The organism is Phenylobacterium sp., from assembly GCF_030697925.1.
Taxonomy (GTDB): Bacteria; Pseudomonadota; Alphaproteobacteria; order Caulobacterales; family Caulobacteraceae; genus Phenylobacterium.
In genome coordinates this window covers 1-16,396 of the sequence record NZ_JAUYOJ010000149.1, presented here as the reverse complement: position 1 = coordinate 16,396, position 16,396 = coordinate 1, and the positions used below count along the sequence as shown (strand labels likewise).

General features: G+C 67.7%; 19 protein-coding genes and 1 tRNA gene. 10 read left to right on the top strand and 10 right to left on the bottom strand.

The window, feature by feature from the left end:
- Positions 1-13 precede the first annotated feature (13 nt).
- The 3 genes from Q8Q88_RS13955 (at position 14) to Q8Q88_RS13945 (ending at position 4,175) form a co-directional block, all read left to right on the top strand.
- Positions 14-892: an SDR family NAD(P)-dependent oxidoreductase gene (locus tag Q8Q88_RS13955; protein ID WP_305675793.1), complete on the top strand. Its 879-nt coding sequence runs from the start codon at positions 14-16 to the stop codon at positions 890-892.
- Between the two features lie 101 nt (positions 893-993).
- Positions 994-3,504 (top strand): ATP-binding protein, encoded by a 2,511-nt coding sequence (locus Q8Q88_RS13950; RefSeq protein ID WP_305675792.1) that lies wholly within the window; start codon positions 994-996, stop codon positions 3,502-3,504.
- A gap of 59 nt (positions 3,505-3,563) precedes the next feature.
- A complete protein-coding gene (locus tag Q8Q88_RS13945; protein ID WP_305675791.1) occupies positions 3,564-4,175 on the top strand; it encodes a pyridoxamine 5'-phosphate oxidase family protein in 612 nt (203 codons plus the stop codon).
- Between the two features lie 3 nt (positions 4,176-4,178).
- Here the strand turns inward: Q8Q88_RS13945 and Q8Q88_RS13940 are convergent, their stop codons facing one another.
- From Q8Q88_RS13940 to Q8Q88_RS13925, 4 genes are read right to left on the bottom strand one after another with little or no spacing between them, the layout of a single operon-like run.
- Complete coding sequence (locus Q8Q88_RS13940) at positions 4,179-4,916, bottom strand: pseudouridine synthase (protein ID WP_305675790.1); 738 nt, start codon at positions 4,914-4,916, stop codon at positions 4,179-4,181.
- Positions 4,913-5,815 carry a class I SAM-dependent methyltransferase gene (locus Q8Q88_RS13935; RefSeq protein WP_305675789.1) on the bottom strand — a complete coding sequence of 301 codons (903 nt, stop codon included), beginning with the start codon at positions 5,813-5,815 and terminating at the stop codon, positions 4,913-4,915. The genes Q8Q88_RS13940 and Q8Q88_RS13935 overlap by 4 nt, the downstream gene beginning before the upstream one ends.
- A 31-nt stretch (positions 5,816-5,846) precedes the next feature.
- Positions 5,847-6,329 (bottom strand): DUF6644 family protein, encoded by a 483-nt coding sequence (locus Q8Q88_RS13930; protein ID WP_305675788.1) that lies wholly within the window; start codon positions 6,327-6,329, stop codon positions 5,847-5,849.
- Positions 6,330-6,331: 2 nt separating this feature from the next.
- On the bottom strand, positions 6,332-6,685 hold the full coding sequence (locus Q8Q88_RS13925; RefSeq protein ID WP_305675787.1) for a DUF6152 family protein: 354 nt from the start codon (positions 6,683-6,685) through the stop codon (positions 6,332-6,334).
- Positions 6,686-6,809: 124 nt separating this feature from the next.
- On the opposite strand from Q8Q88_RS13925, the gene lpxA reads away from it, so the two are divergent.
- Complete coding sequence (lpxA, locus tag Q8Q88_RS13920; RefSeq protein ID WP_305675786.1) at positions 6,810-7,592, top strand: acyl-ACP--UDP-N-acetylglucosamine O-acyltransferase; 783 nt, start codon at positions 6,810-6,812, stop codon at positions 7,590-7,592.
- Here the strand turns inward: lpxA and Q8Q88_RS13915 are convergent.
- From Q8Q88_RS13915 to Q8Q88_RS13905, 3 genes are all read right to left on the bottom strand, one after another.
- The gene (locus Q8Q88_RS13915) at positions 7,589-7,972 is read right to left on the bottom strand and encodes a hypothetical protein (protein ID WP_305675785.1); all 384 of its coding nucleotides are present in this window, start codon (positions 7,970-7,972) and stop codon (positions 7,589-7,591) included. The genes lpxA and Q8Q88_RS13915 overlap by 4 nt on opposite strands.
- A gap of 11 nt (positions 7,973-7,983) precedes the next feature.
- The gene (locus Q8Q88_RS13910; RefSeq protein ID WP_305675784.1) at positions 7,984-8,403 is read right to left on the bottom strand and encodes a hypothetical protein; all 420 of its coding nucleotides are present in this window, start codon (positions 8,401-8,403) and stop codon (positions 7,984-7,986) included.
- 213 nt (positions 8,404-8,616) lie between these two features.
- Positions 8,617-10,317 (bottom strand): class I adenylate-forming enzyme family protein, encoded by a 1,701-nt coding sequence (locus Q8Q88_RS13905; RefSeq protein ID WP_305675783.1) that lies wholly within the window; start codon positions 10,315-10,317, stop codon positions 8,617-8,619.
- 493 nt (positions 10,318-10,810) lie between these two features.
- Here Q8Q88_RS13905 and Q8Q88_RS13900 point away from each other — a divergent pair, with 493 nt between their 5' ends.
- From Q8Q88_RS13900 to Q8Q88_RS13880, 5 genes are read left to right on the top strand one after another with little or no spacing between them, the layout of a single operon-like run.
- Positions 10,811-11,134: a helix-turn-helix transcriptional regulator gene (locus Q8Q88_RS13900; RefSeq protein ID WP_305675782.1), complete on the top strand. Its 324-nt coding sequence runs from the start codon at positions 10,811-10,813 to the stop codon at positions 11,132-11,134.
- A complete protein-coding gene (locus Q8Q88_RS13895; RefSeq protein WP_305675781.1) occupies positions 11,131-11,562 on the top strand; it encodes an SRPBCC domain-containing protein in 432 nt (143 codons plus the stop codon). The genes Q8Q88_RS13900 and Q8Q88_RS13895 overlap by 4 nt, the downstream gene beginning before the upstream one ends.
- Before the next feature lie 50 nt (positions 11,563-11,612).
- A complete protein-coding gene (locus Q8Q88_RS13890; protein WP_305675780.1) occupies positions 11,613-11,837 on the top strand; it encodes a hypothetical protein in 225 nt (74 codons plus the stop codon).
- A gap of 11 nt (positions 11,838-11,848) precedes the next feature.
- Positions 11,849-12,256: a DUF1801 domain-containing protein gene (locus Q8Q88_RS13885; RefSeq protein ID WP_305675779.1), complete on the top strand. Its 408-nt coding sequence runs from the start codon at positions 11,849-11,851 to the stop codon at positions 12,254-12,256.
- Between the two features lie 18 nt (positions 12,257-12,274).
- Positions 12,275-12,679: a DUF1801 domain-containing protein gene (locus Q8Q88_RS13880; protein WP_305675778.1), complete on the top strand. Its 405-nt coding sequence runs from the start codon at positions 12,275-12,277 to the stop codon at positions 12,677-12,679.
- Positions 12,680-12,707: 28 nt separating this feature from the next.
- On the opposite strand, the gene Q8Q88_RS13875 is transcribed toward Q8Q88_RS13880, so the two are convergent.
- The 3 genes from Q8Q88_RS13875 to Q8Q88_RS13865 form a co-directional block, all read right to left on the bottom strand.
- Positions 12,708-13,469 (bottom strand): slipin family protein, encoded by a 762-nt coding sequence (locus Q8Q88_RS13875; RefSeq protein WP_305675777.1) that lies wholly within the window; start codon positions 13,467-13,469, stop codon positions 12,708-12,710.
- Positions 13,470-13,486: 17 nt separating this feature from the next.
- A complete protein-coding gene (locus Q8Q88_RS13870) occupies positions 13,487-14,929 on the bottom strand; it encodes a nodulation protein NfeD (RefSeq protein WP_305675776.1) in 1,443 nt (480 codons plus the stop codon).
- Positions 14,930-15,105: 176 nt separating this feature from the next.
- Positions 15,106-15,193 (bottom strand) — tRNA-Ser (locus Q8Q88_RS13865).
- A 159-nt stretch (positions 15,194-15,352) separates the two neighbouring features.
- On the opposite strand from Q8Q88_RS13865, the gene Q8Q88_RS13860 reads away from it, so the two are divergent.
- Positions 15,353-16,297 carry a septal ring lytic transglycosylase RlpA family protein gene (locus tag Q8Q88_RS13860; RefSeq protein ID WP_305675775.1) on the top strand — a complete coding sequence of 315 codons (945 nt, stop codon included), beginning with the start codon at positions 15,353-15,355 and terminating at the stop codon, positions 16,295-16,297.
- The last annotated feature ends 99 nt before the right edge of the window (positions 16,298-16,396 follow it).

Genomic DNA, 16,396 nt, shown 5'->3' with positions numbered 1-16,396 from the left:
ATGGGAGGACAACATGGGCGATCCTGGAAATACCGGCGAGGCGGCCTCGCGCCGGACGATGTTGGGCCTGGGTTTGGGACTGGCCGTGGCCGGCGCCGCCTCCGCGGCCGATCTGAAAGGCGCGCCGGCGGCGATCACCCGCAAGGCCTCGCCCGGCCGCTTTGCCGGAAAGGTCGTGCTGATCACCGGCGCCACCTCGGGAATCGGTAAGGCCACGGCGCACGCCTTCGCCATGGAGGGCGCCAAGGTGATGTTCTGCGGCCGGCGCGAGACCCTGGGCGCCGAGGTCCAGTCGGCGATCCGCGCAGCCGGCGGCGAGGCCACCTATCTCAAGGCCGACGTGAGGGTCGACGACGAGATCGCGGCCCTGGTCGCCGCCTGCGTGAAGGCCTATGGCGGCCTTGACGTGGCCTTCAACAACGCCGGGATCGGACAGGGCGGGGCCGTGCTGGGCTCCATGGACTGGAAGGCTCACAACAACCTGATGGAGACCAACCTCAACGGGGTGCTGCGCGGCATGGACCGCCAGGTCCCGGCTTTGCGGGCGCGTGGGGGCGGAGCGATCATCAACACCGCCTCGGTGCTGGGCTATGCGGGCAATCCGCAGCTCCTGTCCTACAGCCTGTCCAAGGCTGGAGTGCTCAGCGCGACGCGTAGTGCGGCGCTGCAGCTCGCTCGGGATAATATCCGGGTCAACGCGGTCTCGCCGGGGCCTATAGACACGCCGATGATGGGCGGTGGCGCGGCCGACGCCTCGGGCAAGCGCACGCCCTCGGGCCGCGCCGGCCAGCCGGAAGAGATCGCCCGGGCGGTGATGTATCTGGCCTGCGACGAGTCAAGCTACGTCACAGGAGAGGACTTGCGGGTCGACGGGGGGCTGCGGGCGTCCTAGGCGAGGCGCGTCCGATCGCCGCAAGCGTTTGGAAAAACGCGTAAACCTCGCCGAAACGAGTCCCGCGCTACTGCTTGCCGATCGATGGGGGTCGGGGCGGCATGCAATCACTTTCCCGCAGGTTCCAGGTCAGCCTTGGGGTGCTGTCGCTGATCCTCACGGCCCTCGGGACCGTGGGGGCCTTCCTGGTATTTCAGCGCGAGCTGTCGAGCCGCCAGATCACCTACCTCGCCGACTATGTCGAAGAGCGCAGCACCAACGTGGACAAGCGGTTCTCCAATCTGGAGAACCTGCACAAGGCCGCCGCCACCGAACTCGAACGTCGGGTGAAGCGCCTGCCGCCGGCCGAGATCGACCGGCTGGCCGAGACCTACTACCCCATGCGCGCCGACGGCACCCGCCGCAGCCGTCCGGAATACTTCAACGGCCACACCAGTCCGACCGGTGAGGTGACCTACGGCATGGGGGCCTTCATCTCGCGCGGAGCCTACATTCCGCCGCTGGAAAAGGCCGCCCTTGTCTCCGCCTTCGAGATCGTCTCCGACTTCGGCCAGGCCGCACACAGCGAGTACGACAACTTCTACTTCTTCACCCCGTCCACCCGGCTGGTCATGTTCGGCCCCGACCGACAGGACAAGCTGATGTTCTATCGCCAGGAGGCGCCCGCCGACCTGGATATCAGCCAGGAGGAGATGTCGAAGATCGTTCTGCCGCGGAACAATCCGGAGCACGCCACGCGCTGCACCAACCTGCAGCGGCTGATCCAGAACACCCAGGGCGAACGGCTCGCGACAGGCTGCCTAACCCCGGCCTATGTGGACGGAAAGTTCGTCGGCGCCTTCGGCTCCTCCATCGAACTGACCGGCTTCTTCCTCAACGCCATCCGCAACACCCTGCCGGGCGCCTCGAACCTGGTGGTGACCGGCAAGGGCGAACTAATCGCCTATCCGGGTTTCGAGACGCCGGGGCGCGCGTCGGAGGAGACCATCGCCGCCTATGAACGCAAGCTGGGCATCAAGACCCTGGTCCGCGCCATCCAGGCCGACGGCAAGCCGAATGGGGTGATCACCAGCCCGGATGGCGGCGAGATCGTCGCTTACGGGAAGCTGACCGGCCCCGACTGGTACCTGCTGCTGAGCTATCCCAAGTCGGCGGTCACCTGGTCGGCGGCAAGGTCGGCGTCCTGGGTGCTGCTGCTGGGCCTGGTGGCCGCGGTGGCCCAGATGCTGCTGGTCATGGCCCTGGCCCGCCGCACCATCGTCCAGCCCCTGCGCCGGCTGGCGGCCTCGTGCGAACCGGAGGCCTTCGGCGAACGCGAGCGGCCTGACGTCTCGCTGGTCGAGGCGCGCAACGACGAGATCGGGGTGCTGGCCAAGGCGCTACGCCGAGAGCGCGAGAAGGTCGAGGTCGTGCTGTCCTCCCTGGAGGACCGCGTCCACGAACGCACCGCCCAGCTCGAACGGGCCAACGCGGAGAAGTCGCGTTTCCTGGCCAATATGAGCCATGAGCTGCGCACGCCGCTGAACGGAGTGATCGCCATCTCCGAGACCCTGGCGGCCGAGCAGACGACGGCCAAGAGCCGCGAGCTGGCCGAATTGATTGTCTCCTCGGGCCGGCTGCTGGAGCAGGTGCTGACCGACATCCTCGACTTCTCGAAGATCGAGGCCGGCGAGATCAAGCTTTCCAACGAAGCCTTCGCCATGAGCAGCATCGTCGGCCGCATCGCCGAACTGCATCGCGCCTCGGCCGAAGCCAAAGGGCTGGACCTGTCCTGGCGCGTCGATCCCGCCGCCGAGGGCCGGTTCATGGGCGACCAGGTCCGCCTGACCCAGGTGCTGTCCAACCTATTGTCCAACGCGGTCAAGTTCACCGAGGCCGGTACCGTCCGCCTCGAGGTCCGCCCACATGGCGCGGCGATCGCCTTCACGGTGGCCGACAGCGGCATCGGCTTCGACGACGGGGTGAAGGCGCGTCTGTTCCGCCGCTTCGAACAGGCCGACGCCTCGATCCGCCGCCGGTTCGGCGGCACAGGCCTGGGCCTGGCGATCAGCCGCTCGCTGGTGGAGCTGATGGGCGGCCGGATCGACGTGGAGTCGCAACCTGGCGCCGGATCGGCGTTCAGCTTCGTCCTGCCGCTGGAACGCGCCGCGGCGGAAGCGCCGGTCGCCGAGGAGCGGCATGCCGAGGCCTTCGACCTGGCGGGCTGCCGGGTCCTGTTGGCGGAAGACCATCCGACCAACCAGAAGGTCGTGCAGCTCATCCTGCAGTCGGTCGGCGTCGAGCCGGTGATCGTGGAGAACGGCGCCCTGGCGCTCGACCTTTTGAAGGCCGAACGTTTCGACGTGGTGCTAATGGACATGCAGATGCCGGAGCTGGACGGGCTCTCGGCCACGGGCCTGCTGCGCGAGTTCGAGAGCGGCCAGGGCCTGCCGCGCACTCCGGTGATCATGCTGACCGCCAATGCCCTGGACGAGCACATCCGCGCCAGCCACGACGCCGGCGCCGACCAGCATCTGTCCAAGCCGATCCGCGCCGCAGCCCTGATCCAGGCTATCGTCGACGCCATCGCCGTGCGTGACGACGAACCGCTCCCGAGGGCCGACGTCGCCTGACGGGCTGACTTCGCCGGCTCGCCCGGTTAGAAGCCGGTCATCGGTTCGCGGGGTGCGTCATGACGGTCATCGCTACGATTGCAGCGTTGGAGGCGATCTATGGCGTCCCCAACCAGGCCTCGACGGTCAAGGAGGTCGACTGGATCACCACCCAGTACGCGGCCCTGATCGAGGCCTCGCCCTTCGTGGCGCTGGCCACCGCCGGCCCCGAGGGTCTGGACTGCTCGCCGCGCGGCGACGACGGCCAAGTGGTGCGGATCGAGGACGAGCGGACCGTCCTGATGCCCGACCGACGCGGCAACAACCGGTGCGACTCGCTGCGGAACATCGTGCGCGATCCCCGAGTGGCCCTGCTGTTCCTGATTCCCGGTTCGGGGAACACCCTGCGCATCAACGGCCGGGCCGAGATATCGGTCGCGCCGGAGCTGTTGGCGTCGTTCTCGGTCAAGGGCCAATCGCCGCGTTCCGTCGTCGTGATCACTGTCGAGAGCGTCTATTTCCAGTGCGCACGGGCCATCGTCCGCTCCGAACTCTGGAATCCCGAGAAACATGTGGATCCGACCTCGCTGCCCACCGCGGGTCAGATCCTGGCCGAGCTCAGCCAGGCGCGGGTCGGCGGTGCGGCCTACGACGCCGAGTGGCCGGAGCGCGCCGCCAAGAGCCTGTGGTGAGCGCTAGGCGCCGAACACGCTCTCGGCGGTCTGGGCCCTGAGCACGCGATATTCGCCGGCGACCAGGTCGTCGGGCAGGGCGAGGCCTCCGATCCGGTCGCGGTGCAGGGCCGTGACGTGGTTGCCGACCGCGGCGAACATCCGCCGAACCTGGTGGTAGCGGCCTTCCTCGATGATCAGCCGGGCCTCCCGCTCGCCGACCGGTTCGAGAATGGCCGGGAACAGGGGCTTGTCCTCTCCCTCCAGCATCAGGGTCCCGCTGGCGAACACCTCGCCTTCCAGGCCGCTCAAGGGGCGGTCGAGGGTGGCGACATAGCTCTTGGACACATGGCGCTTGGGCGAGATCACCCGGTGCAGGAAGCCGCCGTCATCGGTGATCAGCAGCAGGCCGGAGGTCTCCTTGTCGAGCCGCCCGACGCTGGAGAGCGCCGGATCACGCACCCGCCATCGCGGTGGCAGCAGGTCGTAGATCCGGAGGCCCGCCTCCTTGTGTGAGCAGACCACCCCCAGCGGCTTGTGCAGCATCAGGATCATCGGCGGCGGCGGATCGACCGCCGCGCCCAGAATGGTCATGCGTCGGGGCAGGTCCGGACCGATGGCGATCCTGGCGTTGGCGTCGGACAGGGCCACACCGTCGAGGATGACCTCGCCGGCGGCGACAAGGCCGTGCATCTCCTTGCGGCTTCCATAGCCCAGATTGGCCAGCAGGCGGTCCAGCCGCATAGTCGGGGTCTTGGTCATCTACGCGCTTCGTACACCTTGTAGCCGCCGGAGTCGGCCATGGGACACACGGTCTTGAACGCCTCCGTCAGCACCGCTTCATAGGGCAGATGCCGGTTGGCGGTGATCCACAGGGTTCCGCCGTTGCGCAGAGACGCCGCCGCGGCGCGGATGAAGGCCTGGCCCAGGGCGCGGTCTTCGGCGCCGCCGTCGTGGAAGGGCGGGTTCATCACGACGAAGTCGAGGCCGGTGAGGGCGGCGGCGGCCTGGCGCACATCGGCCCACTGAAGGCTCGCCCGGGGATCCTCGATGTTGCGCCGCGCGGCCTCGATCGCCCGCCGGTCCAGATCGATCATCGCCAGTTCGGTGACCTTGGGCGAGGTGAGAACAGCCTGGGCGAGCCAGCCGATCCCACAGCCGAAATCGGCACCCCGGCCGCTCAGGGCCGGAAGGTGGCGCAGCAGCAGGGCGCTGCCGGGATCGAGCCGGTCCCAACTGAACACCCCGGCCTGGGACCAGAGGCCCTCCGGAAGCTGGCGCGGCGCGCCCTCGGCCAGGGTCGCCTCGAGCCCGACCAGGGTTTCCGGCCGCTCGACGGCGCAGATTCTGTGGTGCCGTCGGGAGGTCTCCGCCACCTCGCAGCCCATGGCCGCCAGGATATTCTTCAGCCTCAACCCGCCCTTGTCCTTCGGCGCGGCGGCGGTCAGCAGGCCGCCGGGCTTCAGGACGCGCAGCGCCTGGGCCAGCACATGGCTCGCCTCGATCGCGCCTGGCGGAACCAGGACCGCGACCTCGTCCAGCGCGCCATCCGGAAACACGGCGAGGTCCTGCGATCCCGGAACCAAGGGCGAGACCTGGATTGCTCCAGCGGCGGGCTCGATGACATCGCGCGGCGGCGATCCGTAGACGGCGGTGGGCAAGTGGTGGGCGTCCGCTGAAAGGAATCGGAACCTATGTGTAGGCGATCAGGCGGCCGAGCGCCGCCACCGTGAGCCAGAGCAGCAAGGATGTCAGGGCAAGCGCACGGGCGATCCACGGCGCCGTCGCGTCCCAGTCCCCCAGCCTCCGACGCCAGGCCAGGCGATAGGCGCCGGCGTTGACCAGGGCGAGCGTGATCAGCATCAGCTTACGCCGGAAGGTGTCGGAAACGGCGAGCGCGCCGGCGTCGGCGGCGAACATGACGAAGCCGCTCGGAACCATCAGCAGCAGTCCCGCGACGCCGATGGGCGTCAAGACCCGCCACAAGGCCGCGACCGGAATGGCGCGGAACGCGCCGAACAGGCGCAGGTCCAGCAAGCCGATCCCGCCCACCAGCATCGCCAGGCCCAGGAGGTGGATCAGGTTCGCCGCCGGATAGGCGTATGAGGAGCCCCGCGCCCAGGCGCCGAAGGCCGAGCTCTGCAGCGTTTCGGCGAGCGCGACCGCGGCGTCCACGCCTAGCGGAGCTCGACGGTCTTGCCGTCCACCGTGACCCGCTCGACGCGCATCTCGGTCACGCCGTCCTTGCGGGCATAGCCTTCCAGGGTCACCGGCTTGCCCGACGTGATCATGGTCCGGGTCAGGCCGCGGGCCTCCATCCGCGCGACGGGCGCCAGGACGACGTCCCAGGACTTGCCCTGATAGCGGACCTTGGCTCCGCCGTGCGGGTTGCCCCAGGTCACGTTTGACAGGGGCGCGGTGACCTCGATGAGCTTTTCCGCGTCGTACGAACTCCAGCCGTGATGGGCGAGGGCCGCAGCGGGGAAGGTGAGGGCGGCGACAGCCGCCGCGATGGCGATGGGTTTCAACATGAGGCGTCTCTCTTCTGGTCCCCCACGCCTAGATCGCCACGGCTGGGCGGCGACCTCAATGGCCGACGCAATCGGTCATCGAAGTTGAGTTTGAGCCGAGCGACCGCAGGCCTAGCTTCGGAGCATGCCCCGTATCCATCCAACCGCCGTAATCGACCCTGGCGCGCGGCTTGGCGACGCCTGCGATATAGGGCCCTACGCCGTGATCGGTGCGGGCGTGCGGATGGGGCCCGGCAACATCGTGGGCCCGCACGCGGTGATCGAAGGCGAGACGCGGATCGGAGCTGGAAACCGGTTCCTGCAATCCTGCTCGATCGGCGCCGGACCGCAGGTCGCCGGTTGGGCGGGCGGCGTCGGTCGCCTGATCGTCGGCGACGGCAATGTCTTCCGGGAGTTCGTCACCGTCCACGCCTCGGCGGTCGAGGCCACGGTGGTCGGCTCCCGGAACCTAGTCATGGCCGCCGCCCACATCGCCCATGACTGCCGGCTGGGCGACGACATCAAGATCGCCAATGGTTCGGTGCTCGGCGGCGGCGTGGAGGTGGGCGATTGCGCCTGGGTGAGCGGACTCTGCGCGGTGCACCAGCATGTGCGGATCGGACGGCACGCCTTCGTGGCCGGCGGCTCCATCGTCACCCAGGACGTGCCGCCGTTCTGCCTTGTGCAAGGCGATCGGGCGCGCCTGGTCTCGTTGAACTTCGAGGGGCTGCGCCGGGCAGATTTTCCGCCTGTTGAGATACAGGCCCTGCGACGGGCCTATCGCACGCTGTTCCAGGACAACGCTGGCCTTGCCGAGCGGCTGGCCAAGGCCCGACAGACCGCCGATGGCGCGGCGGCTGAATTGCTGGAATTCATGGAGAGTTCGTCGCGGGGCGCGATCTCCACCTCCCGTCGACGCGCTGCCTAGGGCGCGTAGCTGGAGCGGGCCTTGACGCCCCAGTGGCCGTTCTCGCGGGTGACCACATAGATGGAATCGAAGCCGCCGATGACGCTGCCGTCGGTGCGATAGCGGGTGAAGCGGGTGTCGATGTGCACCTTGTCGGCGCCGGCGTGGATGACCTCGCGGCGCTCCCACGCCGAATGGTCCCACTCGGCCAGCGGCCCGCGTTCGAACATCTGGGGCTGATGGTAGCCGGACTCGATGATGGTGAGAGTGTTCGAGGCCAGGCGTACGCTGGGTAGGTTGAAGGTCGCCTCGAAGGCCTTGACGTCGCGGGCGTTGAAGGCGGCCATGAAGTCATCCAGGCACGCCATGGCCGCGGCGATCTCGGCGGCGTAGTCGGCCATGGGCGTCTCCCTCAGGTGGTCAGGGCCTGGATGATGGTGCCAAGCACGAACTGGGACAACCGCCAGAAGCTGTAGACCGCGCCGATGAGGATCGCCCAAGCCGCAGCGGCCAGGATGACGGTCTCCAACAGACTGGAGCCGACCTTGCGGACCGCCACGGGTGAGGGCGACTCGGCGATGAACTTGTCGAACCCGGCCTTGTCATCGGCCGCGATGATCGTCTGGTTGCTGTCGTTGGCGATGAAGGAGGGCGCGCCGTCCACGACCCGGCCATCGGCCCACAGGGTCACTTCGGCGGCCTTGCGGGGATGCTTGAACGTCACGGCGCCCTTGGTCCGCTCATGACCCAGGTCCGTTCGATAGCCGGCGCGAACCAGGGCGTGCAGCCGCGCGATGACGACCTCACCTCTGACGTCCGTTTCTCGATCCAAGACCGCCCCTTCCCACGCGAGCGAACTCGACAGGATTCGCACCACCATGACGCCGCCGAAGCTGCGCCTTGAACGCCCGAGGGGACAGTCGCCGCCGCCGGCCGGAAATACAAGCCTGACGGGCGATTGGCCGCGGGTCGCGCGGCGAAAAACCCTTCGGGTTAAACAGAATTAGCCTGTTCGCGCCGATCCGTCGCCTGCGGCCAACGCTTTCTAGACCGCGGCGTCCACCGCCAGGGTCTCGCGCAGCTGCCGCTTGAGGAACTTGCCGCTGGCGTTGCGCGGAATGGGGTCCTCCAGGAACCAGATATAGCGCGGGATCTTGTGCTTGGCGGCGATGGCCGCGCAGTGGGCGCGCAGGTCCTGGGCGCTGACACTTTCCCCTCGGCGCAGCACCACGGCGGCGCCGACTTCCTCGCCCAGGCGCGCGTCGGGAACGCCGAAGACGCAGGTCTCGGCCACGGCGGGGTGGCGGAAGATCGTCGCCTCGACCTCGGCGCAATAGACGTTCTCGCCGCCGCGCAGGACCATGTCCTTCTTGCGGTCGACGATGAAGATGAACTCGTCCTCGTCGATCCTGGCCACATCGCCGGTGCGCAGCCAACCCTGGTGGATCGACTCGGCGGTGGCCTCTGGGCGGTTGATGTAGCCCTTGATCACCGGCGTGCCCTTGACCCACAGCTCGCCGACCTGGCCGGGAGGCAGGGTCTTGCCCTCGTCGTCGACCACCTTGACCTCGAAGGTCGGCATGGCGCGGCCACAGCTCTCGGGCTTGTCTACGAAGAAGTCGGCAGCCACGGCGGTGATGATTCCGCAGGTCTCGGTCATGCCGTAGCCGGTATTCGGCCGCGCGGTCTTCACCTGGGCGTCGATCTTGCCGACCAGGTCGGGCGGAAGCTGCGCGCCTCCGCCGCCCAGGGTGGTCAGGCTGGAGGTGTCGGTCGTGGCGAAGTCGGGGTGGCTGATCAACTCGCGCGCCATGGTCGGCACGCCGCTCATGGCGGTGACGCCCTCGCGCTCGATCAGCCTCAGGGCCTCCCCGGCGTCCCAGCGGTACATCAGCACCATCTTCCCGCCGCCGGCGCTGATCGCATAGGCGGCGCAGTTGTTGGCGGTGACGTGGAACAGCGGGGTGGTGATCAGGCCCACGGGAATGGGGAGCGGCGCGGCGGGGTCGGGCATGACGCCTGTGGCCCGCGCCGTCGCCAGGCCCTGGACCTGGCCGGAGAACATCATGTTCATGAGGTTGGCGACGCAGCCCCGATGGGTAAGCTGCGCGCCCTTCGGGAAGCCCGTGGTGCCGGAGGTGTAGAAGATGCAGGCGTCGGCGTCGGGATCGACGCTCACGGCCGGCATCTCGCCGCCCTTGGCCACGACCTCGGCCCAGGGGATCACGCCGGCCGGGACGGGATCGGTGCGCACGGCCACCAGCAGGACGCCCTCGGCGACCTCGGGGCGCTCCAGGATGCGGGGCAGGCGCTCACTATCGGCGAAGATCACCTTGGGCGCGGAATCCTTGACGGCGTAGGCGAGCTCCTCGGTGACCCACCAGGCGTTGATGCCGACCGCGGCCACGCCCAGGCAGGCGCAGGCCCAGTAGATCAACATCCATTCGGGATAGTTGCGCATGGCGATGGCCACCCGGTCGCCGGGCCGCACGCCTTGCTCAGTCAGCCAGGCGGCCACGGCGTTCACCTTGGCGTGGGCCTGGCCGTAGGTCAGGCGTTCGTCCTGGTAGACAAGGTAGTCACGATCGGCGAACTGCAGGGTCGAAAGCCAGATCTCGCGCACGGAAGGCGGGGCGTGCCGGAAGGCGCGGAGCTTCTCGCCGCGCACCTCGACCTCGACGATCTCGAACGGCTGTCCGGGGGCGGTGAGCTCGGCCCAGGCCTGCTTGAGTTCCTTGTAGTGCATCGATCCCTCTCTCTCGTTCCCGCGGTCGCGTCGAGGCGTCCGCGGTCCGTTCCACCGCCGGCAAACCGCAAGGTAATGGAACGGCGCCATCCGCGCCACGGGGACCCTACGGAAGGCCTGAGCAGCCTTGCTTCCTGCGCGACGCCCATCGCTTCTGGCCCTCGGCGGCAGGGGGACTGCCGGCCCCAAACCAGGTCCTGAGGTCCGGCAGCCGTCGCGCGCTGGGCGAGGCGATATTAAGGAAGGTTAATTTTTTCTTCACTTCACCGAGCGGGCATGCTTCGCTCAGGCCATGGTTGTGCGCGGGCGGAAAATTCCGGTCGGCAGGATCGGCCTGACCTTGCTCGTTTTGAATGAGCTTCGCGGTCTGGCGGTCGTGGCCGGCGTCCTATGGGCCTGGAGCCCTTGGGGTTAGGGCGTCGGCCGTACGCTTGACTCACCCATATCCCGCTGGTTATGAGTTCGATCAATAGCCAGAGAGTTATGTGTTTTGATGCCTAGTGCGCACGACGTCCTCTTCAGAACGCTCGCCGATCCGACCCGGCGCGCGCTTTTCGAACGCCTGTGTCGCGAAGGCGAGCAGACGGTCGGGGCCCTGACAGCCGGGGCCGGGGTCTCGCAGCCGGCCGTATCAAAGCATCTCGGGATCCTGAGGCAGGCCGGACTGGTGCGCGACCGCCACGCAGGCCGCCAGACTCACTACAGCGCGCAGCCCGCCGCCCTGGCCCCTCTGGCCGACTGGACAAGCCAGATGTCCGGGTTCTGGGAAACCTGCTTCGACGACCTCGAAAACCTGCTCGGAAGGATGGACCAGTGAGTAATACCGCGACCGAAACGCGCTCCGTCGTGGTCGAACGGGAGATTTCCCATCCGCCCGAAAAGCTCTGGCGTGCGCTCACCCAGCCACACCTCATCGAGGAGTGGCTCATGAAGAATGACTTCGAGCCTGTCGTGGGCCACCGCTTCAATCTTCGTGGAGGCTGGGGCGGCGTATTGGACTGCGAGGTCCTGGCCGCCGAGCCGCACAGGACGCTGTCCTACACCTGGAATTTCAAGCACGACGATGCGGCCTTCGATCTGACAAGCGTGGTGACCTTCACGCTCACCCCGACGAGCACCGGTACTCACCTTCGCATGGAGCAGGTGGGCTTCCGGCCGGATCAGAAACAGGCCTTCGGCGGCGCCATGGCGGGTTGGCGGCAGTTCCTCGAAAGCCTGGACCAACTCCTGGCGCGGTTGGATTGAGGCCGCCGCCAATCTGCACCCGCATCGGTTCGTCTTCGGAGGAGATCCCATTGAACTGGAACGCTTGGATTCGGCAGACCCACCGCTGGCTGTCGATCGCCTTCACGGCGGTCGTCGTCGCCATCTTCGTCACCTTGGGAATGGGCAAGGAGCCGGCCCAATGGGTGTATTTCCTGCCGCTGTTTCCGCTCGCCTTGATGACCCTCACCGGTCTGTACATGTTCGCCCTACCGTACGCCGCCAAGTGGCGCGGCGCGCAACGCGCCGACGGATAGGAACGAGCGCGATGGCCGAGCCAACCCTCCTGTCAGGCGGCAACCCTCAGATCGCGAAGGGCCATGGCGACGCCCCTGTCCAGGCCTACATCGCGGCCATGCCCGGCTGGAAGAGTGAGGTCGGGCGCCGCCTCGACGCGCTGATCGAGCGAACGGTCCCCGGCGTGCACAAGGCGGTCAAATGGAACTCGCCGTTTTATGGCGTCGAGGGCGATGGCTGGTTCCTCAGCCTCCATTGCTTCACGAAGTACATCAAGGTGGCCTTCTTTCGCGGCGCGGCGCTGCATCCTATCCCGCCTGTCGAATCCAAGAGCCAGGACACCCGCTACTTCCATATCCACGAGCACAACCAGTTCGACGAAGCCCAGCTCGCCGACTGGGTGAAGCAGGCCAGCCAACTGCCCGGCGAACGAATGTGAGCGAAGAGGACGAACGGCATGAGCGAAGAAGCGGGAGAGGCCTCTCCGTCGCAGCTGATCGACGCGAAGATCAAGGGACTTGACGACTGGCGCGGCGAGACGCTCGCCCGGGTGCGAAGCCTCATCAGCCAGGCCGACCCCGAAGTGGTCGAGGAGTGGAAGTGGAGAGGGGTTCCGGTGTGGTCGCACGCCGGAATGATCTGCACCGGCGAGACCTACAAGACCGCCGTCAAGCTGACCTTCGCCAAGGGCGCCTCCTTGGAGGACCCCTCAGGCCTGTTCAACTCCAGCCTCGAAGGCAATACGCGGCGCGCCATCGATATCCATGAGGGCGACAAGATCGACGAAGCGGCGTTGAAGGCGCTCATCCGCGCCGCCGTGGCCCTCAACACATCGAAGCGAGCCGCCCGCTCGGCGACGTGAGCCGGGGACGATCGCCGCGCCTGGCGCGCTATTTCGGCTTTTGCAGCGCCGACAGGATCGACCCGACCTCGAGCGGGAAGGGGAAGACGATGGTGTTGGTGCGGTCGTTGGCGATCACCGTCAGGGCGCTGAGATAGCGAAGCTGCATCGCCTCGGGCGGCTCGCTTAGGATCACGGCGGCCTCATGCAGCTTCTGGGCGGCCTGCTGTTCGCCCTCGGCGCTGATCACCTTGGCGCGCCGCTCACGCTCGGCCTCGGCCTGGCGAGCGATGACGCGGATCATGCTCTCATCGATATCGACATGCTTGATCTCGACATTGGCGACCTTGATCCCCCAGGCGTCGGTCTGGGCGTCGAGGATTTCCTGGATGTCGTTGTTGAGCTTGTCGCGCTCGGCCAGCATCTCGTCGAGGTCGTGTTTCCCTAGAACCGAGCGCAGGGTGGTCTGGGCGAGTTGGCTGGTGGCCTGCATGTAGTTCTCGACCTGGATCGTCGCCTTCTCGGGATCGACCACCCGGAAATAGAGCACGGCGTTGACCTTCACCGAGACATTGTCGCGTGAAATGACGTCCTGGCTCGGTACGTCCAGCACCATTGTGCGCAAGTCGACCCGCACCATCTGTTGGATGAAGGGCAGCAGCAGGATCAAACCTGGCCCTCTCACGCCGGTGAACCGGCCCAGGGTGAAGACGACGCCGCGCATGTATTCGCGTAGGATCTTGATCGCAGCGGCCAGCACCGCGACCAGCAGCGCGACGATGGGGACGTAGAAGGCCAGGCCGGTCAGCATCTCGAGGATTCCTACATCTAGGGGCGATCGCCGCTCTCCTCCGGCGCCACGGTGAGGGTTAGATTGTCGATCGCCACCGTTCTGACCCGGTCTCCGGGGCGCAGCGGCGCGTCGGACACGGCTCGCCATCGCTCGCTATGGGCGAACACGAACCCGGCCCCATCGTTCCACGACTGGACGACGCCCGGGTGGCCGATCATCTCCTCGCGACCGCTCACCACGGGCCGGCGGCGCGAGGTGAGCGCCAATCTCAGGACGAGCAGTGTGAAGGCGAGACTCGCCGCGGCGAGGCCCGCGAGTAGCGGAAGCGACATCCCGAAGCCCGGCGCCTCCGTGTCGATGAGGATCATCCCGCCTAGCAGGAAGGCCGCGGCGCCGCCGATGCCCAAAACCCCGAACGACGGTGCGAACGCCTCGGCTACCATCAGGCTAATTCCGACCAGGATGAGCGCCAGGCCGGCATAGCTCACCGGCAACACAGCCAGGGCGTACAGCCCGACGAGCAGACAGATCGCGCCGATCACGCCGGGATAGAGCGCCCCGGGGCTCATGAACTCGAATAGCAGACCGTAGATGCCGATCATCATCAACAGCAGGGCGACGTTGGGATTGGTGACGACGGCGAGCACCTGGTGACGCCAATCGGGCGAGACATGCACCAGGTCGAGTCCGCGCGTGTTCAACGTGACTTGGGATCCGCCGACCGTCACGGCGCGGCCGTCGGCCTTGACCAGGACGTCGGCGACGTCGCGCGCCATGAAATCGATCACCTTTGCGGCCAGGGCGTCGTCGGCGTCGAGACTGGCGGCCTCGCGCACCGCCCGCTCGCCCCAGTCGGCGTTGCGCCCCCGCAGGTGGGCCAGGGCGCGTATATAGGCCACCGCGTCGTTTGTAGCCTTGGCCTCCATCTTGCTGGCCGATGGTGACGGACTAGGAGACTGGCCTTTCGGTGGCGAGGCGCCGGCCTTGGGATCGTGCGTCGCAGCTGGATCTCGTCGCGCGGGTTCTTCCCGCGGGGCCAGGCCGGGGAGGGCCCCGATCTCGACAGGGGTCGCCGCCCCCAGATTGGTGCCCGGCGCCATGGCCGCCACGTGGCTGGCGTAGAGGATGTAGGTTCCGGCGCTCGCCGCTCGCGCCCCGCCCGGCGCGACATAGGTCGCGACTGGCACGGGGGAGGCTATGATCTCCCGGATGATGTCGCGCATGGAGGCGTCGAGGCCGCCCGGGGTGTCCAGGCGCAGCACGACGATCACCGCGCCGCGATCTTTCGCCTTTTCCAGGCCGCGTGCGAAGTAGTCGGCGCTCGCGGGTCCGATCGCGCCGTCGATCTGCAGCACCATGGCCGCGCGGGCGCCCGTGGTGTCGGCGGCTGTGACGGCCGCGGCGGAGCCCAGCGCAATCAGCAGAAAACAGAACAGCCTCAGCACATTGCGGCGGGCGGCGCCTCGAAGAGAGGTCATCTCGCTCGAGGTCATGGCCGAGATATTGACACTGTCTGTCAAGGGTCACAAGCCGCCGGGCCCTTGTGGTCGAATACTGACGTCGCGTGCTGCGGAAATTGTTTTTTCTGGCGATGACTCGAGGGCGGAACGAACCATGTCCGTTGAACTCTGGCGCCGGTTCTTGGTCATGGTTCTGGCGGATGGGGTGGGATTCGAACCCACGGACGGTTGCCCGTCGCTGGTTTTCAAGACCAGTGCCTTAAACCACTCGGCCACCCATCCGGCGCGAACCTGCGCCTATAGCAGTGCGGAGCGGGACGCTCCAAGCGCCCAACAGGATTAACGAATTAACCCTGTTCCTTAACCCTGGCTCAAACCCTTACGCCCATCCTGGTCCCGAGCATGGCGCTGGGGAGCGTTCGAGACAGGGAAGGGCGGTCTATGACCCGCATCCACATACAAGCGCGCAGCGTGGCCATGGTGCTGGTGGGGAGCGCGGCGCTGGCCGCCTGCGCCACGCCCCAGCCACGCTATTCGGCGCGCATGCCGAACGGCGGACCGGTCGCGGCCGGGCCCTCGACCGGCGCCCAGCCCAACGGGGCCGGCGGCCGCTACAAGGTCGGCGCGCCCTATCAGGTGGCCGGAATCTGGTACGTGCCCAAGGAAGAGCCGACCTACGACCAGCGGGGCGTCGCCTCCTGGTACGGCGACGAATTCCACATGAAGCCCACCGCCAATGGCGAGGTCTTCGACATGAACGCCGTCTCGGCGGCGCACACCACCCTGCCGCTGCCGTCCATGGTGGAGGTGACCAACCTCGACAACGGCAAGAAGATGACGGTGCGGGTCAACGACCGCGGGCCCTTCGTCGGCGGCCGGGTGATCGATCTGTCGCGGGAGGCCGCTCGGCAGCTGGGCTTCGACCGCCAGGGCACCGCCAATGTGCGCGTGCGCTATGCGGGCCCGGCCGAGCTCGGTCCGCCCGACGCCGGCTTGCGGCATGCGGCCTATACCCCGACGCCCGCGCCCAGTTCGAGCCTGCCGGCCGCGCCCATTGCCTATACCGGCCTTGCGGCGCCAACCGCCGTGGCCTCGATGCCGCTGCCGCCCATCGCTTCCGCCCCGCCTGTGAAGGCGGCCGCCTCGACGTCCGGCGTTTATCGCGTCCAGGCCGGCGCCTTCTCCGATCCCGGCAACGCCCAACGGGTGGCCGACCAGCTGGCGGGCGCGGGCCCGGCCACTATCGAGCCGGTGCAGCGCGCCGACGGGGTGACCCTCTACCGGGTCATGCTGGCGGGCGGAGCCGACGAGGGGGAGGCTTGGAGCCTGCGCGACCGGGTGGCGTCCTACGGCTTCGCCGAGGCCCGCGTCGTTCGGCCCTTCTAGGGCGCTGGACAAAGCCGGCGAACCGGCCAATTTGGCCGCGTGGCACGCGGTCGGTTCATCACCTTCGAAGGCGGCGAGGGCGCCGGGAAATCGACCCAG